Raw genomic sequence first — 20639 nt, 5'->3', positions numbered from 1 at the left:
AGGCTGTCCGGCTAGCCTTTCGGGCCGTGCCCCTGTTTCGGAGACAGCCCCAGCGCCTGCATTCGCGAACGCAGCGTGGTCGGCGGTATGCCAAGCAGTTCAGCGGCCCCCCCCACGCCATGCACGCGTCCTTCGGCGGCTTGCAGGGCGCGCCTGATATTGTCGCGCTGCATGGTGCGCCACTCCTCTTCGGTGACGATGGTCGTCGCGCCGGGTGCCGGGGCGGCGACAGACACCCTGTCGTCGTGCCGCAGCCCTTCGGGGGCGGGGAGTGCATCCATGCCGAGCGCTCCCTCTTCTGCCATGATGACGGCGCGTTCGATGACGTTCTGCATCTCGCGCACGTTTCCGGGCCACGGATAGGCTGAAAGGCGTGCCAGCGCTGCCGGGGTGAGGCGGGGGGTGGGCAGGCCGAGACGGCGGCTGGACTGGGCGATGAAGTGGCGCGCCAGCAGCGGAATGTCTCCCTGGCGGTCGCGCAGGGGCGGCAATTCCACCGGAAAGACGCTAAGGCGAAAGAACAGGTCCTGCCTGAACCTTCCGGCGTCCACCTCCTGCCGGAGGTCACGGTTGGTGGCGGCGATGATGCGTACGTCGACGCTGCGGGTCCTGTCTTCACCGACGCGTTCGAAGGTGCCCTCCTGCAGGACGCGCAGGAGTTTGCCCTGGAGTTCAAGCGGAATCTCGCCCACTTCGTCGAGGAACAGCGTGCCACCGTCGGCCATCTGGAAACGGCCTATGCGGTCGCGCACAGCCCCGGTGAAGGCCCCTTTGACGTGGCCGAAGAACTCGCTCTCGAACAGTTCGCGGGGGATGGCGGAACAGTTGACGCGCACAAGTGGGGCTGTGGAACGCTGACTGCGTCGGTGGATGGCTTCAGCCACAAGCTCCTTGCCTGTGCCCGATTCGCCCTGCACCAGCACTGTGGCGTCGGTAGGTGCCACCATGTCCACCTGCGCCAGAACGCGAAGCCATGCGGGGCAGTCGCCCACGATGGGCAGGTTGCCGTCTGCGCTTCCATGCTCGACCTGACGGCGCAACCGTTCGTTCTCGCGTTCGAGTTCACGGCGCAGGTGCAGAATCTCCTCGAAGGCGCGTGCATTGGTGATGGCGGCTGCCAGCGAGTCGGCATATATCTTGTGCATCTTGTAGTGAAGGGACAGCAGGTCGCCCAGCCTGTCCGTCATGGGGCGCTCGTAGAAGAGGGCGAGCAGTCCCACGAGTTCACCCTTGCACATCATGGGAAAGGCCGAATAGGCGGCGAACCCTTCGTCGACGGCCCATTCCGGGCGCGTCCATTCATCGGGGGACGCGACGACCAGAGGTTCGCCGCTCAACGCCACGGCCCCCAGAAGCGGTTCCTGCGGGGGGATGAGCGAGTAGTCGCCTGCCGTGTGCGTCCATGTGCGAGGATGCCTGTGTGTACGTCCCGCAAGGGTCATGAGGCGCATCACCCATCCCGCGCCGTCGTCGCCGGAGGCCTTCTCGGTGAACCATACGCCGCCACAGGCCACATGCGTGCCACGGTAGACGCGTGTGCTGAGTTGCAGCAGCCCTTCGACGGTGCGCTCTTGCGCCATGCTGAGCAACAGGTCGAAGAAGGGCGAGATGTCGAACTCGCGCAGTACATGCGGGGCGATGCGTGTGAATTTTCCGGGTTGGAGCATGGTTTCTCCGCGAAATTTCGTAACGATATATCGCTAATGACGACATGTCGTCAATGTCAAGATGTGGTGCGTTCTCCGTAAAGGCAGTGCTGAGGCCGTCTGCGTGTGCGGTGCTTCTTGGCACACCCCTTGCTTATAAGGCTGAAAGAACGGTTAACCGCTCTTTTCGGTGTGCAATCCGCGTGATCCCTCGCATGTGGATTGAAGATTCAGTCGCTTCATTCCGTAAGAACCCCGGCGCTCCCCTCGTCGGGGTTCTGCCGTTTTTTCGAACCGTGCTGTTATTCTAGGCATTTCTCGTACTCGAGTTTGCCGTGTGCCAACCCATGTACCGATTGCCTTATTCATGGGCGGCGGCGTGACCGTGGAAGCGGTGTTCAAATCCGACGTGCCTGTCCTGTAGCCTTGTCTGACAGCACCGGGTGCTGCCAGCTTCGGATGTACAGGGTTGCCTGCGCCGCGCATCCCGCCTCCTGCACCTCAATGTGCTTGCCGCCTTTACGCATTTGGCATAATGCCGTTACAATGTCATGAAGGAGGCACCGCATGAACCTGCGTCAGGCTGACCCCGATTCGGGCACGGCTCAAAGGTTGCTGCAGGAACAGGCACAGGAGGCCGTGGCTGCCCGTTTTTCGCTCGTGGGCGTGCGGCATCCACTGCTCAACCTGCTTGCCCGCCATGCCGTGGAAGACATGATGGTGCGGCAGCGCGACAATCTGCCCCCCCCGGGCGGCCCGCCACTGTTCACGCAAGTGGCTGCCCTCGATACCGCGGGGCTTCCCGATGTCGCCGATGACCCAGATGCCCCGCCCGTGCCACTTGATGTGGATCATCTGCGCATTCCTGCGCTTCCGCAACTTTTCATGGAACTTCAGAACGCGCTGGGGCAGCCGCATGTCTCGTATGAGCGGATAGCCGCCATCGTGAGCAAGGACCCGCGTCTCACCGCGTCGCTTCTCAAGCTGGTCAACAGCCCTCATTTCGGCTTCTCCACCCCCATCGAGACGGTGTCCCGTGCCGTGGCGGCTTCAGGCATACGCCGTGTCTCCGCATTGGCCCTCGGCACGTTCGTGCTGGGCCTCTACCGGGAACGCCCGCCTCTCGTGGTCGACATCCAGGGCTTCTGGCTGCATTCTGTCGGATGTGGCATCGCGGCGCGTCTTTTGGCGCAGCGCCTTGGGCGTAGCGACCCGGAACGGTTCTTCGTGGCGGGGTTGCTGCATGACATGGGCTGGCTTGCCCTGTGTTCGGCCGCGCCCGACAGGGCGGAACGCATCGTGCGGCGCATCCAGTCCACCGGTTGTTCCTGCGAAGAGGCCGAGCGCCTCGAACTTGGCACGACCCATGCCGAACTCGGCGCCACCGTGCTGAAGACGTGGAATCTCCCTGCGTTCCTCATCGACGTGGTGCGTTCCCACCATGCCCCTCTGGCTACCGTGGGTGACAATCCGCCGGTCGATGGGGCACTCGAAGTGCATATAGCCGACGCGGTGGTCAAGGGGATGGGTATCGGCGGGGCACTGGATGCGCGCATCGCCCCCCTCGACCTTGATGCCGTCGATACCCTCGGACTTTCGGGGCACGACATCGCAGCCATGACCAATGGTCTGGTCGAGCAGAGTCAGGCCCTCAGCCGCCTGCTGCAGGGCGACTAGCGACACCGCGAGGCGGGTGCGCTTCCCGCTGTCGTGACGTGGCCATTGGTCATGTTCTTGGGATGCGGCCTTTCCTGTTCCCGCATGGTATCTGTCTCCCGCCCGGTCTCTGGTCCCACAACTTCAAGCCCCCCGTGCGTTCCACACGGGGGGCTTTTCTGCGTCATATCCCGACGTCCATCACATGGTCGGGGCTCTTCGAGTCTTGCCCCTGCCGTCTTCCTTGGTGTGAGGCACCGCTGCTAGGGCTCTGTGGCGCGTCATGCGCCTCTGCTGTGCCCCTCCGGACGGGTCGCTAGATGAAGAACAGCCATGTGAGAAGAACGAAGCAGGGCACAAGGAAGGCGCACGACCACAGGATGTAGCCGAAGAAGCTGGGCATGGGCACGCCCTGTTCCTCTGCGATGGAACGCACCATGAAGTTTGGTGCGTTGCCGATGTAGGTGCACGCCCCCATGAACACCGCGCCCGCCGAGATGGCGGCGAGGGTCTCGGGGATGTCGTTCATCAGGTGCATGGCGTCGCCACCCGCCGTGTTGAAGAACACGAGGTAGGTGGGGGCGTTGTCGAGGAAGCTGGAAAGCAGACCGGTGAGCCAGAAGTACATGGCGTTGACCGGTTCACCGTTGGCGGTGACCATGTTGATGACAGATGCCAGCGCTCCCTTGTCCCCCGCCTTGAGGATGGCGATGGCGGGAATCATGCTCACGAAGATGCCGAGGAACAGCTTGGCCACCTCTTCGATGGGGGCCCATGTGAAGTCGTTCAGGCGGCGGCATTCCGTGCTGGTGAGCTTGAGCGAGAGGGCTGCCACAAGCAGGAGTCCGAGGTCGCGGGCGATGTTCTGGAGTTCGAGTTCGACTCCGTAGACGTTGAACATCACACCGGGCTTCCACAGACCGGACATGAGCACCAGCGCCACCACACCGCCGAGAAGCGGCAGGTTGACCATGCCGTCGAGTCCGAGTCTCTCTCCGGTGCCTGCGGTATCCTTCTCGGGCATGGGGCGCCCTTCACGGTTGAAGAGCACCGTATCGAGGACATAGAAGACCGCGATGAGGATGAGGGAGAGGATGACGGTCTTCATGAAGAGGTGCGAGGTCGTCCAGAAGAAGCTCACGCCCTTGAGGAAGCCGAGAAAGAGCGGCGGGTCGCCCAGCGGTGTCAGTGAACCGCCGATGTTCGCCACGAGGAAGATGAAGAACACCACGGAATGCACCCGGTAGCGGCGATGTTTGTTGGCACGCAGCAGCGGCCGGATGAGCAGCATGGCGGCACCGGTGGTTCCCATCCAGCTTGCCAGCAGCGTACCCACGGCGAGGATGCCGGTGTTGACCACGGGCGTACCCACCAGCGAACCTTTGAGGCGCACGCCGCCCGCCACGGTGAACAGCGAGAACAGCAGGATGATGAAGGGCACGTATTCCAGCAGGAAGGCGTGCAGCAGCTGGTATACCGTCAGGGAAAGGCCGAATTGCACGGCACAGGGGACGGCGAATGCCAGTGCCCAGAATGCCGAAACCTTGCCGAAATGGTGATGCCAGAAATGGGGGACGGTGAGCGGCATGACGGCGATGGAAAGCAGCATGCACGCGAAGGGGATGGTCCACAATACAGGTAGAGTGGCCCCGTCGAGGTCCAGATGACCACCGGCGGCAAGTGCCATGCCGGGGGTCAGGGCCATCAGCGAGGTCGCGATGGCCGCAAGGGGAAGAAAACGCATTTGGTTCCTCCTGCGGGAGATTAAAATAACATAATGGTCGACCAATGTAGCCGCAAAACCGACACCGATGCAAGGTGAATCGGCATCTATCGTGTCGGATATATCCTACCATGCATGGAAGGGGTGACAAAGCATGGCATGGCGGGTAAGGGATGTTCGCCGCCACGATGGCGGTAGTCCCCATGAAGAAGGAGGCCCGTCATGCCCCGTGACATCACGCCGGAACGCCTTGCCCGCCTCAGGAAGGTGCTTTCGTGGCGCCAGAAGGACCTGACGCTGGTTCTTGCCAATATCCACGACCCCCACAACGTTTCGGCCATCTACCGTAGCTGTGATGCCTTCGGCGTGGCACAGGTGCACCTGTACTACACCGATACGGCATTCCCCTCCCTCAGCGGCAAGACCTCGGCCTCGGCCCGCAAGTGGGTGGATACCGTCCGCCATCAGGACCGCGACAGCCTGATGTCCACACTGCGCGCCAGCGGTCATCAGGTGCTGGCCACCAGTTGCAGCCCGGTGGCGAAGCCCGTTGCGGACTACGACCTCACCCGGCCCACCGCCATCATCATGGGGAACGAGCACAGCGGCGTGTCGCAGGAGCTCGTGGATGTCGTCGATGGCGAAGTCTACATCCCCATGTACGGCATGATACAGAGCTTCAACGTGTCTGTCGCCGCCGCCATTCTCCTTTCTGAAGCGTCGCGGCAGCGCGTGGTGGCAGGCATGTACGCCAAGTCCACCTATACGGACGAAGAGTTCGAGGCGCGACTCGCACAGTGGATTGAGAAGTAGCCACTACGTTCGCGGGCGCACCCGCCGTGCCCGCATCGTATGAAAGCCCCCGGAGGATGGTTCCTTCGGGGGCTTGCCTGTTGTGGGGCCATGTCCGGCAGCCACGCCGCAAGCGGTGGCGGGCGGCTGGCGTGGGCACGGGGTGTTGCGACTCGTAAGTGACCAGTTCGTGACTCGTCGCCGGGGTCTGTCCCGCCCCTCTCCGGCATGGCATCGCATGCCGGTGGGGCTGTGCCCTGCGGTCGGCCCCGACGGGCGTATCAATCGTCAGCCGAGAGGCCGATGTCCGTGAGCCACCCCGTGTAAAGGGCCTCTACGGCAGGCTCACCTGCACGGCGTGCCCAGCGCACAAGGCCACGGGCGCGTGTCACCAGCGGTTCAGGGTCTTCGAGGATGCCGCCGATGTGTTGCATCTTCTCCGCGGCCTGTCGCGCCAGTTCGTCATTGCCAGACAGCGCCGCCGACCGGGCCAACTGCCTGAACCCGGGCAGCGTGGGGAAGAATCCCGCCTGAAGCAGCCGTACCCCTGCGCTTTCGGCGTGGCGTCCGGCCTCGTCGAGGATGGAGCACAGCATCTCGTACCCGCCATGCCAGAGCGGTTCGCCTTGCAGGGTTTCCCAGCAGCGTCCGGGGTCGAAGTCGGTGATATGCTCGCGCGTGAGTGCCGCTTCGCGGCCGGGCGGCAGGGTAAGGTAGGTGTCGAGCCACGGCGTGAGGGCGATGGCGAAACCGTCGCGCAGGGCATGCCGGTGCAGGTCGGGGCCGAAGCAGCCCGAACAGCGTCGGTTGAGCAGGGTGGCGTTGGCCGCGTCATGCTCCTTGCGCCCGGGAGTACGGCTTTCGTGGTGTGCCACGAGGCTTTCGGGCACCACGGCGAGACGCAGCCCCTGTTCCCGGATGCGGCAGCAGAGTTCGAGGTCTTCGCAGCCGTTCTTGTATCCTTCATGAAAGCCGCCGCATTGGCGGAAGAGGGCCGTGGGCAGCAGCATCGCTGCGCCGGTGATGGCCTGAAGGGTGCGCCGGGCGCGGACGGCGGGATGCGTGGCGGGAAAGTTCGCGTAGAGGTGTTCCGTCTGCAAGGTGGGCGCGAAGGCGATGCCGCAGTGTTGAACCCTGCCGCTGTCAGGGTAGACCAGCAGCGGCCCCGCAGCACCTGTTCTGGGTTCGTCGTCGAATTCGCGCAGGAGTGGCGGCAGCCAGCCGGGTGAGAGCACCGTGTCGTTGTTGAGCAGCAGCAGGTAGGTGCCCTGTGCTTTGGCGGCGCCAAGGTTGCACGCCACGGCGAAGCCCCTGTTGGTCTCAAGCCGTATGCGGCGGAATCTTGCACCGAAGAGGCCCTCGCCCGTGGGGGCGAGTGCTGTTGCCGTGGTGTCGTCGGAACCGTTGTCCACGACGATGACCTCCACGGCATTGCCGGGGGTGTGCGCCCGGATGCTGTCGAGGCAGGCGCACGTCAACTCCCAGAGGTTCCACACGGGGATGATGATGGAGACGAGAGGGGCTTTCATGGTCGGCTTCCAGTGCCGGCAAGGCGGCTGGCCTTGCGCAGCAGGTCCCGGCGCGCGGCCAGTGCCGAAGTCTCGCGGGCCTCGGCTGCACGCTGTGCGGGGTAGAGGTGTTCGAGTTTGATCCTGTTGCCGAAAATATGTGCGCTACGTGCCCTGTCCGCCGCCTGACGCAGGCTCGAATGCTGGACATGACGCACCCGCACGCCGCCTGCATACCACACTTCGCGTCCGGAGAGGACGGTACGCAGGTCATGTTCGAGGTCGTCGAACTGGCTTGGCGAGAAGCGTATGTCGAAGTGTCCGCACGCGTCGAGGGCGGCGCGGTCGAAAAGATGGCAGCAGCCGGAGACGGAGAGGCACGGACGGCTGTAGGCCGTGAGCAGGGTGTCTGTGCTCGCGCCCGCGTTGCCGTGGATGAACAGGTGCTCTTCGAGGTCTGCGAAGCTGCGCTGCCCCAATGCGGGTGGAAGGGCGAAGAAGTCGGCGCATTGCACGGCGTGGGGGGCGGCGGCGTCGGTGATGCGGCACCCCACGACAGCGGCGGAGGGATGCGCCACGGCGACGGAGAGCAGCCCGTCGAGCCAGCCGTGGTCGAGCAGCACGTCGTCGTCGAGGAAGACCACCCGGTCGTGGCGCTTGAGCGCATCCAGCGAGAGCAGCCAGTTGCGCGCGGCAGGCGCGCCGATGTTCACGGGCAGGTGCAGCTTGGTGAACGGGCTGCCCCACTGCCGGGCGATGGCGTCGAGCATGGTGTCCGTACCGTCGGTGGAACCGTTGTCGAGCACGAAGACCGGGGCGTCGCCCGTTCCCGATGCGCGCAACGAATCCAGTGTGGCGGCGAGGACATCACGCTTGTTCCACGAATAGAGCAGGATGGCAGGCGGCGGCGTGTCCTTGGGCGGGGCCGGGTGGGGCCGTTCAAGTTCGTGCAGTGCCAGAACGAGGTTGGGGTGCCACGGCATGGCCGTCCATACACGGCGAAGCAGGGCAGATGCTTCGGCCGTGTCGCCTTCTTCGGCAAGGAGGGCAGCACGGCGAACGATGGCCCAGTTCATGAACGGCGTATGCGTACCGTGTCGCGTGGCGTCGTGACCGCCGTATTCGGCACCGTTTGCGACGGCGACACCATCACGGCCTGACGGGGCGAAGGTCTCCAGCAGTGTGTGGGCTTCGCCGTGTGTTCCGTGCAGGACGGCGTAGGCGGTACGCAGACGGTGCGACAGCGCAGGGTGGCAACCGGGAAAGGCTGCCAGCAGCATGTCGAGGGTGGCTGCGGCATCCTCCGCCTGAGACGACATGCACCAAGCCACGCCGCGCCCAAGCCAGAAGGCACCGTGTGCGGGGTCGGCAAGACGCGGCAGTACGATGTCGCGTAGCGCGTTGCCGTCCGTGACGGAATGCAGGAGGGCGTGGTCGCCTGGTACGCGGCAGCGGCGGGCGACGTCCTGTGCCAGCGAAGCGGCAGGGGCGGCAAGCAGTCCGTCCTCTTCCAGCGCAGCCACAAGCCGAGACAGGCGCGGGTCGAGAGGGTCGGCCTCCCATGCGAAACGTGCCAGCTGCGCACCCACCCCGCAAAGGGCAGCGTCGCCGGTCTGAAGTGCCGTCGAGGCAAGCCGCCATGCGTTGTCCGCCCCCAGTGCGCCGCATTCCCACAGGGGAACGTGCGTGCAGCACAGGTCGACCAGCGCGGCGATGGAGGCGGAAGAGGGCGATGAAGACATACGGTTGCGGCTTGCGTGCGTGCGGGCTAGAGGTTGTCCTGTCCATGCAGGATGATGCCCGCAGTGTGGGGGTGTTCGCCCCATGATGTCAACCCGGCCCACGCCCGAAACGCCACGGAGTACCCTATGTTCAGCTTCTGGAATGAACTCCCCGACGACTTGCGCGTGCCGTTGCTCAAGGGCGGGGTGGGCAGGCTGCATCTGCTTTCCGTGGCGGAGGTCGCGTTGCAGAAGGCGGGCGGTGCGCCCCCCGACGCAGCGTTTCGGTTTTTGCGACTCGGGGGCGGGCTGATGCGGGCAGCGTGGGAGTCGGCACCCTTGGAGGGGCGCACGGCAAGGCAGATGCTGGTGTTGCATGGTGCCTACCCCTTCTTGCCGACGCAGGTGGCGCGTCTTGCCGCGCATCTGGCAGACCATGACACGCCGCCCGCCGATGCCGGGGCACTGTTGCAGGTGCTGCATTCGCGTGATGCCAAGGCCATCTGCCGCCACCTCGAAAGGATGCGCAGGCTTGAACCCCGCAACCTCTTCTGGACGCGGCAGGCGGCATTGATGGGACTTGCGGAGGGCTGCCTCGACTGGTTCGAGGGCTGGCTTGCCGGTGCGGAGGGGATTCCTGCCCCGTTGCTGGAGGCCATGCGTGCCGATGTTGCCTTCGCACGCGAGGCGTGGACGGACGCCGCCGCAGGCTACGCCCGTGCCTTCAGGGGGCTGCCGCTGGACGTGTGGCGGATACGCATGGGCGAGGCCTCGTACCGGGCGGGCGATGCCGGGGCTGCCCTCGCAGCATGGCAGGCGGCACTCCCGGACATGCCATGGCAGGTCAACCTGCTGCTGCGCTGTGATGATGTGGCACGCGGGCGCGACAGGCCCGGAGACCTCCCGGCGGGGCGAGGGGCTGTGCTTCTCTACAGCTGGAACAAGGCGGACTGCCTGCCGCAGACCCTGGCTGCGCTTGCCGGTTCAGACCTTGGCGATGCGCGGGTCATCGTGCTCGACAACGGTTCCACCGACGGCACGCAGGAGGTGCTGGCAGAGTACCGAGCGCGTCTTGGCGACAGGCTGCTGGTGGTGACGCTGCCGTGCAACGTCGGTGCGCCCGCTGCCCGTAACTGGCTGCTCACCCTGCCGGAGACCCGCAGCTGCGACTGGCTTGTCTTCCTTGACGACGACGCAGTTGTGCCCCCGGACTGGCTGCGTCTCTTCGGCGCCGCCATGACGGCGTACCCCGGCCACGGGGTGTACGGGTGCCGGGTGGTTGACCATGCCGTGCCCATGATGTTGCAGAGTGTCGACCTGCACCTCGACCCCGGGGGGCCTTCGGGTGAACCGGGCGGCCCGGTGCCGGTCTACGAACGGCGTTTCTCGGTGTCGGACATCCAGCATCAGGAACTGGATTTCGGGGTCTTCGGCTACATGCGGCCCTGCGTGTCGGTGACGGGCTGCTGTCACCTGTTCCGCCGGGAGGCCATCGACCGTTGCGGACACTTCGACGTGCGCTTCTCTCCCAGCCAGTACGACGACCTCGAACATGACATACGCCATGCCGTGGCGGGCGACCTGCCCGTCTATCAGGGGCACCTGCGGGTGCGGCACATGAAGCGGTCGGGGCGTGCGGCGCAGGCGGACGCCGTGCATCTCTCCAGCGCGTGGGCCAACCTGTACAAGTTGCAGATGCGCTACACGCCGGAGGACTTCGATGCCGTGCGCCAGCGTGAGCACGAGGCACTCCTCGCCGACGTGTTGCAACGCTGTTCCGGGTAGGGCGTGTGCTCTTCTAATCCTGTCAGGTCATTCAAGACGCTGCCCTGTATGGCTGGAGTCGGTCAGGCCTTCTGATGTCTGCGGAACGTGGGCGCGTCGTTCAGTGCGATTCCCTGTTCCGCCTGTAGGCGAGAACGTCGCGGATGTACGAGTGGATGATGGCGCAGCTGGCAAGGGAGAAGAGCACCATTCCCATGAGGTTGCCCGCCCTGAACGCGACGGTTGTGGCCCCAAGTGACGCCAGCCCGCACAAAAGACCGGCCGCTACATACCTCTTCTGGATATGTAGCGGCACGTTTTTTTCGAAGGCGAATTCGTGGGCAGACCACCTGAGCGTGTCTTCCTGTGCGAACGTGTAGGGCACGTACCGTCGCATCAACTGGTCTGCGGACCCATGGATAAAGGCGCCGGCGAGAAAACCGAGTGCCGAAGCTGCGACCAGTAGGACGTCCGTTCCGTCATATGCCATGCCTGCCTTCCTCCCTATGGGGGCTTCAGACGACCCTACCTGAAGACAGGCACTGGCGTAAAGACGGTGGGTTTACGATTCGGCTTGTGTCGTCTCTTCCCCTGCCGCGCCTGTCGTGTCTGGCGCCGTCGGCAACAGCGGTTCGATGACGGGCGTCACACCCGCCTCGGCAAGCCAGCGCACGAAGTGCTCACGGGCGCGGGCGCTGTAGAGCGGCTTGCGTTCGCGCTTCTTCACCTTGAGGCCCAGTTCGGGCATGAGGCCGAAGTTGGCGTTGGAGGGCTGGAAGTTCTTCACCGGGGTGCGCAGGTGCATGAGCAGGGCACCGAGGGCCGTCTGGGGCGGCGGGGTGGGGAGTTCGCGCCCCTGAATCCGCGCCGCCAGCACCATTCCGAGCCACATGCCGCAGGCTGCGGATTCGACGTAGCCCTCAACACCGGTAATCTGCCCGGCGAGAAAGACGCGCTTGTCGGCACGTAGCGAGAGGTCGTCTGCCAGCACACGCGGGGCGTTGACGTAGGTGTTGCGGTGGACGCTGCCGTGGCGCACGAACTCGGCCCCGGCAAGACCGGGTATCATGCGGAAGACCCGTTCCTGTTCGGCGTACTTGAGCTTGGTCTGGCAGCCGACGATGTTGAAGGCCGTCTTGTTACGGTTCTCGGCACGCAACTGGATGATGGCGTAGGGGCGGGTTCCGGTGCGCGGGTCGGTGAATCCCACGGGCTTGAAGGGGCCGAAGACCAGCGTGCGGGGGCCGCGTTCGGCCAGTGCTTCGATGGGCATGCACCCTTCGAAGTGCAACTCCTTCTCGAAATCGCGCGAGGGAACCTTCTCGGCTGCCAGCAGCGCTTCGTAGAAGGCGTCGTATTCGTCGCGGTTCATGGGGCAGTTGAGGTAGTCGCCCTCTTCGCCGGGTTCGCCGTAGCGCGAACCGCTGAAGACGATGGAAAGGTCGATGGATTCCGCGGCGATGATGGGGGCGATGGCGTCGTAGAAGTACAACTGCCCGCCGACCACGGCGGCGAGGCTGTCGCTGAGTCCCGCACTGGCAAGAGGCCCGGCTGCGATGACCACCACATCGGCGGACGCAAGGGCAGGGTCGTCCAGCGAGGCCACTTCGCGGCGTTCCAGCGTGATGCCGGGTTCCGCCTCGATGACGGCGGTGATGTGCCGCGCGAAGAGGTCGCGGTCGACGGCAAGGGCCTTCCCTGCCGGAACACGGGTGGCGTCGGCCGCTTCCATGACGATGCTGCCGAGTTCACGCATCTCCTGTTTCAGCAGCCCCACGCCGGAGGCGATGTCATCGGAACGCAGCGAGTTGGAGCACACAAGTTCCCCGAGGTCGGGGTTGGAGTGCGCAGGCGAGAAGGCGGCGGGCTTCATCTCGAAGAGAGTGACGCGAACGCCCGCGCGGGCGAGGCGCAGGGCGCACTCGCATCCTGCGAGGCCCGCACCGATGATGGCGGCGGTGGTGATGGTGGTCAAGCTGTCCTCCACGTGGGGTCGTTGGCCCGCAGAAGTAGGTCATCGCGGGCCGATAGGCAAGTGTGGTGCACGAGTGTGGTGCACGAGTGTGGCGCGCGCGGGTAGCGTACGAGTGCGTTGCGTCAGAGTGAGACGCACGGTCGGTATGTACGGGCTATGTCGGATGCTGTCGGTGCGTCTCGTCATGCCTCTGCCGGAGGCGTAGAGGAGCATATCGTTTCTGGGCGGCCTGTGTGTTCCGGTGTCGCAGGGCGCCTGTCCGTGCGCGGAAAGGCCGCCTCCTTGGCGGAGACGGCCTTCGTGTCTTGTGTGAACGGGCGAGGCGTGGTGTCGCCGCGCCCTAGACCCCCGCCCAGCGGATGAGGCCCAGCGAGTGCGGGTCGGCCAGCCGGGGATGCGTGGGGCACACACGCACGGTGAACCCGTAGCGGCCCGCCTCGGCCGGGGCCGTAGTGCCCCGGAAGACCTGCCAGCCGTCGTCGGTCTGTCCCACGTGCTGCATCGGGCTGAGTTCACGATGGGCGAAGCTGTTGTCCTGATTGAGATGTCCGGCGTAAATCTCGGCCCGGATGTGCCCGGGGTCGATGCCGTTCAGGAGTATCTCCGCTTCCACGGTGAGGGCGTCGCCCACGTGCAGGGTATCGGCCTGCTGTGCGCGGACGTTGCGTATCTGCAGCATGCTCCACTTGGTCATGATGTCCATGCGCCATTCGGAGAGTTCGCGTGCCGGGGCGAAGTCGCGCTGCGTCAGTTCATTGAAGTTGTGCAGGGCCGGGGCATAGGCGGTGCCGGCATAGTCCATGACCATGCGGTGCGAGTTGAAGGCCGGGGCCAGTTCACGCAGGGCAGCCTTCATGCGCCGTACCCATGTGCGCGGAATGCCGCCGTGCCCGCGGTCGTAGAAGTCGGGGATGATGTCGTTCTCGAGGATGTTGTAGAGCGTCTGCACCTCGACGAAGTCCTGATAGTCGGGGTCTTCGTATTCCTCTCCCTTGCCGATGGCCCAGCCGAGGCTGTTGTCGGGTCTGTATGCCTCGTCCCACCAGCCATCGAGTGTCGAAAACTGCATGACGCCGTTGAGCATGGCCTTCATGCCGCTGGTGCCGCAGGCCTCGAGCGGGCGGCGCGGGTTGTTGAGCCAGATGTCGCAGCCGGAGACGAGGTGCGAGGCCACCTCCATGTCGTAGTCTTCCAGAAAGACCATGCTCATGCGGCATTCGCGGCTGCGGCACAGCGCGATGAGCTCCTTCATGAGTTGTTTGCCTTCCTGGTCCTGCGGATGGGCCTTGCCCGCGAATATGAACTGCACCGGACGGTCGGTGCTGGTGACAAGGCGTATGAGCCTGTCACGTTCCTGCAACAGCAGGTTGGCGCGCTTGTAGGTGGCGAACCGCCGCGCGAAGCCGATGGTGAGGGCCTCGGGGTTCAGCACCTCTTCGGCCATCTGGATGTCCTGCCTGCGTGCCCCCTGTGCCGCCAGCTGCCTGTGCAGTCTCATGCGGGCGAAGTCGACGAGGCGGGCGCGCAGCCGCTCATGGGTGCGCCAGAGTTCCGCATCGGAGATGGTATCGACAAGGCTCCACGCGCGGCTGCTGTCGGGGTCTTCGCGCCAGTTCGAGCCAAGGTACCTGTCATAGAGCAGGCCGATGTCCGGGGCCACCCATGTGGGGGCGTGCACACCGTTGGTGAGGGCTCCTATGGGCACATCCTCGACGGGGAACTGGTTCCACACGCGCTTCCACATGTTGCGCGACACGCGCCCGTGCAGTTTGGAGACGCCATTGTTGAACCGTGACAGGCGCAGGGCCAGCACGGGCATGCAGAACGGTTCGCTGTCGTCATGCGGCACCTCGCGGCCCAGTGCCATGAACACCTTGAAGGCGAGCCCCATGTCGCTGGCGTACGGTTCGAAATAGCGGGCCATGAGGTCGGGGGCGAAACGGTCGTTCCCTGCGGGCACCGGGGTGTGGGTGGTGAAGATGGAACCCGCGGCGGCGACCTCGACGGCGGCCTCGAACGAGAGTCCGTGCTCCTTCATGAACAGGCGGACGCGCTCAAGACCGGCGAAGGCCGAGTGTCCTTCGTTCATGTGGATGACCTTGGGCGAGATGCCGAGCACCTGCAACGCCTTGATGCCGCCGATGCCGATGAGCATCTCCTGCCAGAGGCGCATCTCGTTGTTGCCACCGTACAGGCGTTCGGTGATTTGCCGGAAGTCCGGCGGGTTCTCGGCGATATTGGTGTCGAGCAGGTAAAGTGGCACACGCCCCACGTCCACGCGCCATATGCGGGCCTTGAGCGGGCGGTCGCCGATGTCGAGGTGCACCACGGCGGGCTGCCCGTCGGGGGTGAGGGCGGGGCGCATGGGCATCTGTTCGAAGTCGTAGTTGGGGTAGCGTTCCTGCTGCCAGCCGTCGGGCGTCATGTACTGCCGGAAGTAGCCCTGCTGGTAGGCGATGCCGATGGCGGCAAGGGGGACGTTGAGGTCGCTGGCCGACTTGAGGTGGTCGCCAGCGAGAATGCCGAGTCCGCCCGAATAGATGGGAAGGCAGAGCGAGATGCCGTATTCGAGGCTGAAGTAGACGACGCGGATGCCTTCGCCCCCTTCATCACCCTTGAGGGTGTATGCGGGACGCGAAAGATACTGCCGCTGCCGTGCCACGGCCTCACGCAGGCGGGACTTGTAGAGGGCGTCCTGTGCCAGCGTCTCAAGGGCCCTCTGCGGGACATGGTTCAGAAACCACACCGGGTTGCGGTAGCTCTCTATCCAGAGTTGCTGGTCGATTTGCGAGAAGAGTGCCGCAATCTCCTCGTTCCATGAGAACCAGAGGTTGTAGGCGAGTTCCCACAGACCTTCGAGACCTTCGGGGAGCTTCGGGACGACGCTGAACACCTTGAGTGGCTGCATGGACACGCCTCCTGTCGGCGATGATGGCGGAAAGGGGATGCTACGGGAATTGTCGGATACCGTCAGACGGCGGGCAATGATAATCGCGCTGCGGTTTTGACTTGCACCCCCGTCTGGCATAGGAACAGGTCTTCGTGCGCAGGCTTCGCAGATTCAACTAGTCTTTACACAGGAGCACCCCCGTGACAAGTCCGTGCCAAAATGTGCTCTCCCCCTCCATGCCGGGAGTACGGGTGCTCTATCTGCGCGACGCACGCGCCCTCTACACCGCCGACGCCGAATCCGGCAGCGGCCTCGCCTATGCCACCCCCGGTTCGGCCGGACTCGACCTGCGGGCCTGTTTCGACGCTGCCGAGGTGACGCTCCTTCCCGGTGAACGGTTCATGGTCCCTTCCGGGGTGGCTGTCGAACCGCTCGTGCAGGGCATGGCGGGTTTCGTCTATTCGCGCAGCGGCCTGGGTGCGCGCATGGGGCTCACCGTCAGTCAGGGCGTGGGCGTCATCGACCCCGACTATCGTGGCGAGATCATCGTCTCGCTGCTCAATACCTCGCGCGAACCCCGTCGACTCCGACGAGGCGAGCGCATGGCGCAGCTCGTGTTCCAGCCCTTCTGCCGCGTGGCTCTCGAAGAGGTCGCAAGCCTTGGAGAGACAGACCGCGGTGCAGGCGGCTTCGGACACACGGGCCGCATCTAGGCGCGTCCGCGACGGGCTGTGGCCCGTCCAGAAGGGACGCGACCCCGAGGACACGACAGGATGGCGGGTTTGCCCGCCGTGCATCGTGCCTGCGCCATGTCGCCTTTTCCGCATCGTCCGATGACCGCGCCACAACGCGAGAGGATGGCATCCCATGGTGCCGACCGCGCGGCGCGTATGAACCTCATAGTTCAGGAGTCTATGATGACCACTTCGTTCGAAGCACTCAAGAATCGTGAAGAATCGCTCCTCTGCCGCACCTATGGCAGATATCCCATCTCCGTGCAGCGGGCCGAGGGTTCGCGCATGTGGGACCATGAGGGGCGTGAATACATAGACCTGCTTTCAGGTATCGCTGTCACGAGTCTCGGCCACTGTCACCCTGAACTCGCCGAGGTCATGGCGCGGCAGGCACGCAAGCTGGTGCACGTGAGCAACCTCTTCTATCAGGAAGAGCAACTCGACCTTGCGGAGAAGCTCCTTTCCACCCTGCACTGCACCAAGGCGTTCTTCTGCAACTCCGGCGCGGAGGCCAACGAGGCGGCCATCAAGCTGGCACGTCGCTACATGCAGCGCGTGCGTGGCGTCGACGCCCATGAAGTGGTCACGCTCACCGGCGCGTTCCACGGGCGCACACTGGCAACGGTGGCTGCCACCGGGCAGGAGCGCTTTCAGGACGGTTTCGCACCCATGCCCGCCGGCTTCAGGCAGGCGGAGTGGGGCGACATCGACGCCTTGCGGGCCGCCATCACCCCCGCCACTGCGGGAGTGCTGGTCGAGATGGTGCAGGGCGAGGGCGGTGTGCGTCCCATGACGCAGGACTATGCCCGTGCCGTGGCCGACCTCTGCCGCGAGAAGGGCGTGCTGCTCATGGTGGACGAAATCCAGACCGGATTGTGCCGCACCGGTCGCTTCTGGGCGCATCAGCATTATGGTGTCGAACCCGACATCGTGACGTCGGCCAAGGCCCTTGCCAATGGACTGCCCATGGGGGCCATGATGACCACCGACGAGGTGGCGCAGGGCTTCGTGGCGGGCAGCCATGCCACGACCTTCGGGGCAGGGGCTCTGGTGTCGTCCGTGGCGGCGGCCACCCTTGACATCATGAAGCGCGACCGTCTCGATGAACGCGCAACCGCCGTGGGCGGTAGGGCCATGGAGCGTTTCCGGGCCATCGGCGCGAAGCTTCCGGGAACCATCGAGGAAGTGCGCGGTTATGGCCTGATGATAGGCATCGTGCTGACCTTCTCCGGCAAGGAGGTGTGGAAGGAACTGGTGGCACGCGGCTTCGTCTGCAACAACACGCAGGAGAAGGTATTGCGCCTCGTGCCCGCCCTGACCATCGACGAGGCAGACCTCACCGCCTTTGCCGACACCCTCGAAGACATCCTCGCACGCCGTTAGGCGACATCATATCGTGGTATAGTCAAACCGGGGCGACGCGAGTCGCCCCGGTTTGTGCTGCCGCCTGAAGGGCGGCGGGCAGCGAAAGGCACTCGCCCACGGCGGGATTCACTCCCGCCGTGGGCGAGTGCCTTTTTCATGGACTGGGTTACCTCTCATACCTATACCACCGTCGTTGGCCTATACCCATCCTTCCGCAACCTTCCAGATCTGGCCGAATCTGCCCGAAGCCATCACCGACACCGATGGTCGGCGCGATATGCCGCCTCCATCTGCCAACGCCTTCCGCAGAAGCACCCAGAAGCATTCAGGTGCAGCGGTATCATCCCCTAGCGGGCGCGATGAAGGCGGGCGGGCGTCAGTGAAAATAATGTCCGCAGGGGTGCCCCCGTCGTACAATCGGAACAGTCCCGTATAGGGCGTCATGCGTGTTTTCAAAATTGCAAAAGGGAGGGGGCTATGCTCGATGCTATCTCTTCGGGAGGAGGATGGAGTGCGGCGGTTGCCGGTAACCAGCAGTCTTCATGGATGCCTCTCGCTTCCGGCAAGGGTGCCGGCGGTGCAGGTGGCATGTCTGCGGTCGCCGCTTCCCCGGACTCGATGCCCATGGACAGGCAGACCATGGGGGCGATGGTGGTGACATCGACCCTTGACCGCCTGAACGGCCCTGTTCTCGCGGGTTCAGGTTCATCCGCCGCCATGGCGGAGGACTACAATTTCAACAAGAGCGTGCTCATGCCGTGGACGGGGAAAGGTACCTTTCTCGATATGAGCGTGTGAGGCGAATTGTCTTGTTTGTAAAATCAGTCAAGGTCGGAAGCGAGCGAGCCGCTGCTTCCGACCTTCGTATTTTTGTCGTTTTCACATGGTAAACCGGGTTGTTGTGTGACAGCTTCGGCCATGGTGCATATTTCGGCTGAAATGCGATTGATCGGCCTTGAATTACTTTTTTGTCACAACGCGCTATTGACACGGCGTCGCAGGCTCCGCTACAGCTTGGTTGTCATTACGAAAAAACGTCAGATGCTCCTGACTCCCGGCGATGGCGGCAAGGGTCGAGTGCCTCGATACGTGTGCACCCGTGCTTCTTGCGACGCCATCTCCTGCGTCGGGGGAAGCATACCCCCGGTTCGGAGCGCGGCCCCTTGCGCGCCGCCACCGCATCGACCAAGCCCACGGAAGTGACCATATGGCCATGATCGAGTTCCACGATGTCCACAAGTGGTATGGTGAATTCCACGTACTGCGAGGCATCACCCAGAAGGTCGAGAAGGGCGAGGTGCTCGTCATCTGCGGCCCGTCAGGTTCCGGCAAGAGTTCGTTCATCCGCTGTCTCAACAGGCTCGAACCCATCCAGAAGGGGCAGATACTGCTCGAGGGCAAGAGCATCCATGACAAGGACGTGGATGTGAACGACCTGCGCACCGAGGTGGGCATCGTCTTTCAGCAGTTCAATCTCTACCCGCATCTTTCCGTTCTCAAGAACGTCACCCTCGCGCCCATCAAGGTGCGCAAGATGCCTCGCGCCAAGGCCGAGGCCGTCGCCATGGAACTTCTCGAACGGGTTGGCATCCACGACCAGGCGGGCAAGTATCCGGTCGAACTCTCGGGCGGGCAGCAGCAGCGTGTCGCCATCGCGCGTGCGCTTGCCATGCAGCCCAAGGTGATGCTCTTCGACGAACCCACCTCCGCGCTCGACCCGGAAATGATCAACGAAGTGCTCAACTGCATGAAAGACCTCGCACGCGAAGGCATGACCATGCTCTGCGTCACGCACGAGATGGGCTTCGCCCGCGAGGTCGCCGACAGGGTCATCTTCATGGACGGCGGCAACGTCGTCGAAGAGGCCCCGCCGGACATCTTCTTCTCGAACCCGCAGCATGAGCGCACCAAGGCGTTCCTGCGCGAGATACTGTAGACGGAGCGGATTCACAGGGAGAGCTTCTCCCGCAACCCGTAGCAGAGAGGGAGCATCATGAAGCGTCTGTTGCTTTTGGCCCTGACCCTCGGTCTGGTTCTCACCGCAGCGGTGGCCCATGCCGGCAAGCTCGACGAGATCAAGCAGCGCGGCACGCTCGTGTGCGGCGTGAAAGACTCCGTCGTGCCCTTCGGTTTCATCGATGAGACGTCCAAGCAGCTTGTGGGCTTCGACGTCGACATCTGCCAGTTCATCGCCGACAGGGCAGGGGTGAAGCTGGAGGTCAAGACCGTGACCAGCGCCACCCGCATCCCCATGCTCACGCAGGGTTCGGTGGACCTCGTGGCTGCCACCATGACCCACAAGTTCGAGCGTGACGACGTGATCGACTTCTCCATCACCTACTTCGACGCAGGTCAGCGCCTGCTGGTGAAGAAGGGCGGTGGCATCAAGTCCGCGGCCGACCTCAAGGGCAAGAAGGTCGCCACCGTGAAGGGGTCGACCTCCGAGAAGAACATGAAGGCCGCCCAGCCCGACTGCGTGGTGGTGTCGTTCGACGAGTACCCGCAGGCGTTCCTCGCCCTCAAGCAGGGCAAGGCCGAAGCCGTCACCACCGACGAACCCATCCTCGTGGGCCTCAAGAATTCCGACCCCGAGCCTGACAAGTGGGACATCGTGGGCGACTTCATCGCCTCTGAACCTTACGGTCTCGGCCTGGTCGAGAACGATTCGAAGTTCCGCGACTTCGTGAACAAGAGCCTTGCGGAGATGTGGACAACCGGTGCCTACCAGAAGTCGTACGACAAGTGGTTCGGCAAGGACACCAAGTACTTCATCCCCCTCAAGTGGAAGATGGAAGTCTGGCCCTGAGGCATGACCGACCTTTCCCGGGGCGCGGGTCGACCGCGCCCCGGTTCAAGTGGATACCG

General features: G+C 64.2%; 15 protein-coding genes. 8 read left to right on the top strand and 7 right to left on the bottom strand.

The features are described from left to right. Window positions 1–11: 11 nt before the first annotated feature. Entirely contained in the window at window positions 12–1667 is a 1656-nt protein-coding gene (locus DVU_RS11060) for a sigma-54-dependent Fis family transcriptional regulator (protein WP_010939632.1), read from the bottom strand. 546 nt (window positions 1668–2213) lie between these two features. On the opposite strand from DVU_RS11060, the gene DVU_RS11055 reads away from it, so the two are divergent. Further along, window positions 2214–3323, top strand: coding sequence for an HDOD domain-containing protein (locus tag DVU_RS11055; RefSeq protein ID WP_010939630.1), 1110 nt, complete (start codon window positions 2214–2216; stop codon window positions 3321–3323). 295 nt (window positions 3324–3618) lie between these two features. Here DVU_RS11055 and DVU_RS11050 read toward each other — a convergent pair whose 3' ends face one another. Beyond that, window positions 3619–5046 (bottom strand): sodium:proton antiporter, encoded by a 1428-nt coding sequence (locus DVU_RS11050; RefSeq protein WP_010939629.1) that lies wholly within the window; start codon window positions 5044–5046, stop codon window positions 3619–3621. A gap of 201 nt (window positions 5047–5247) precedes the next feature. Between DVU_RS11050 and DVU_RS11045 the strand changes: the two genes are divergently transcribed. Next, the gene (locus DVU_RS11045; protein WP_010939628.1) at window positions 5248–5838 is read left to right on the top strand and encodes a TrmH family RNA methyltransferase; all 591 of its coding nucleotides are present in this window, start codon (window positions 5248–5250) and stop codon (window positions 5836–5838) included. A 260-nt stretch (window positions 5839–6098) separates the two neighbouring features. Here the strand turns inward: DVU_RS11045 and DVU_RS11040 are convergent, their stop codons facing one another. Both DVU_RS11040 and DVU_RS11035 read right to left on the bottom strand, forming a co-directional pair. Continuing rightward, window positions 6099–7346: a glycosyltransferase family 2 protein gene (locus DVU_RS11040; protein ID WP_010939627.1), complete on the bottom strand. Its 1248-nt coding sequence runs from the start codon at window positions 7344–7346 to the stop codon at window positions 6099–6101. Beyond that, window positions 7343–9067, bottom strand: coding sequence for a glycosyltransferase family 2 protein (locus DVU_RS11035; RefSeq protein WP_014524507.1), 1725 nt, complete (start codon window positions 9065–9067; stop codon window positions 7343–7345). The genes DVU_RS11040 and DVU_RS11035 overlap by 4 nt, the downstream gene beginning before the upstream one ends. Window positions 9068–9193: 126 nt before the next feature. On the opposite strand from DVU_RS11035, the gene DVU_RS11030 reads away from it, so the two are divergent. Beyond that, window positions 9194–10831, top strand: a complete 1638-nt coding sequence (locus DVU_RS11030) for a glycosyltransferase family 2 protein (protein WP_010939625.1) — start codon at window positions 9194–9196, stop codon at window positions 10829–10831. A 100-nt stretch (window positions 10832–10931) separates the two neighbouring features. Here DVU_RS11030 and DVU_RS11025 read toward each other — a convergent pair whose 3' ends face one another. The 3 genes from DVU_RS11025 to glgP form a co-directional block, all read right to left on the bottom strand. Further along, complete coding sequence (locus DVU_RS11025; RefSeq protein ID WP_010939624.1) at window positions 10932–11300, bottom strand: hypothetical protein; 369 nt, start codon at window positions 11298–11300, stop codon at window positions 10932–10934. A 72-nt stretch (window positions 11301–11372) separates the two neighbouring features. After that, a complete protein-coding gene (gene trmFO, locus DVU_RS11020) occupies window positions 11373–12785 on the bottom strand; it encodes a methylenetetrahydrofolate--tRNA-(uracil(54)-C(5))-methyltransferase (FADH(2)-oxidizing) TrmFO (protein WP_014524506.1) in 1413 nt (470 codons plus the stop codon). 340 nt (window positions 12786–13125) lie between these two features. Then, window positions 13126–15693 (bottom strand): alpha-glucan family phosphorylase, encoded by a 2568-nt coding sequence (gene glgP, locus DVU_RS11015; protein WP_010939622.1) that lies wholly within the window; start codon window positions 15691–15693, stop codon window positions 13126–13128. Window positions 15694–15875: 182 nt separating this feature from the next. On the opposite strand from glgP, the gene dut reads away from it, so the two are divergent. The 5 genes from dut to DVU_RS10990 all read left to right on the top strand — a co-directional run bounded on the left by dut (window position 15876) and on the right by DVU_RS10990 (window position 20580). After that, window positions 15876–16388, top strand: coding sequence for a dUTP diphosphatase (dut, locus tag DVU_RS11010; RefSeq protein WP_011791926.1), 513 nt, complete (start codon window positions 15876–15878; stop codon window positions 16386–16388). Between the two features lie 204 nt (window positions 16389–16592). Next, the gene (locus DVU_RS11005; RefSeq protein ID WP_010939620.1) at window positions 16593–17792 is read left to right on the top strand and encodes an aspartate aminotransferase family protein; all 1200 of its coding nucleotides are present in this window, start codon (window positions 16593–16595) and stop codon (window positions 17790–17792) included. Between the two features lie 459 nt (window positions 17793–18251). Beyond that, window positions 18252–18572, top strand: coding sequence for a hypothetical protein (locus tag DVU_RS11000; RefSeq protein ID WP_010939618.1), 321 nt, complete (start codon window positions 18252–18254; stop codon window positions 18570–18572). 409 nt (window positions 18573–18981) lie between these two features. Further along, window positions 18982–19710, top strand: coding sequence for an amino acid ABC transporter ATP-binding protein (locus DVU_RS10995; protein ID WP_010939616.1), 729 nt, complete (start codon window positions 18982–18984; stop codon window positions 19708–19710). Between the two features lie 57 nt (window positions 19711–19767). Then, the gene (locus DVU_RS10990; RefSeq protein ID WP_010939615.1) at window positions 19768–20580 is read left to right on the top strand and encodes an ABC transporter substrate-binding protein; all 813 of its coding nucleotides are present in this window, start codon (window positions 19768–19770) and stop codon (window positions 20578–20580) included. Window positions 20581–20639: the final 59 nt, after the last annotated feature.

The organism is Nitratidesulfovibrio vulgaris str. Hildenborough (genome assembly GCF_000195755.1).
GTDB lineage: Bacteria > Desulfobacterota > Desulfovibrionia > Desulfovibrionales > Desulfovibrionaceae > Nitratidesulfovibrio > Nitratidesulfovibrio vulgaris.
This window is presented reverse-complemented; position numbering and strand designations above follow the sequence as displayed.

Coding starts and splice junctions, on each gene's coding strand:
- glgP (WP_010939622.1), bottom strand. CDS start 15,693: ATGCAGCCACTCAAGGTGTTCAGCGTCGTCCCGAAGCTCCCCGAAGGT.
- DVU_RS10990 (WP_010939615.1), top strand. CDS start 19,768: ATGAAGCGTCTGTTGCTTTTGGCCCTGACCCTCGGTCTGGTTCTCACC.
- DVU_RS11030 (WP_010939625.1), top strand. CDS start 9,194: ATGTTCAGCTTCTGGAATGAACTCCCCGACGACTTGCGCGTGCCGTTG.
- DVU_RS11005 (WP_010939620.1), top strand. CDS start 16,593: ATGACCACTTCGTTCGAAGCACTCAAGAATCGTGAAGAATCGCTCCTC.
- DVU_RS11050 (WP_010939629.1), bottom strand. CDS start 5,046: ATGCGTTTTCTTCCCCTTGCGGCCATCGCGACCTCGCTGATGGCCCTG.
- DVU_RS11060 (WP_010939632.1), bottom strand. CDS start 1,667: ATGCTCCAACCCGGAAAATTCACACGCATCGCCCCGCATGTACTGCGC.
- DVU_RS11040 (WP_010939627.1), bottom strand. CDS start 7,346: ATGAAAGCCCCTCTCGTCTCCATCATCATCCCCGTGTGGAACCTCTGG.
- DVU_RS11055 (WP_010939630.1), top strand. CDS start 2,214: ATGAACCTGCGTCAGGCTGACCCCGATTCGGGCACGGCTCAAAGGTTG.
- DVU_RS11025 (WP_010939624.1), bottom strand. CDS start 11,300: ATGGCATATGACGGAACGGACGTCCTACTGGTCGCAGCTTCGGCACTC.
- DVU_RS11045 (WP_010939628.1), top strand. CDS start 5,248: ATGCCCCGTGACATCACGCCGGAACGCCTTGCCCGCCTCAGGAAGGTG.
- DVU_RS11035 (WP_014524507.1), bottom strand. CDS start 9,067: ATGTCTTCATCGCCCTCTTCCGCCTCCATCGCCGCGCTGGTCGACCTG.
- DVU_RS10995 (WP_010939616.1), top strand. CDS start 18,982: ATGGCCATGATCGAGTTCCACGATGTCCACAAGTGGTATGGTGAATTC.
- DVU_RS11000 (WP_010939618.1), top strand. CDS start 18,252: ATGCTCGATGCTATCTCTTCGGGAGGAGGATGGAGTGCGGCGGTTGCC.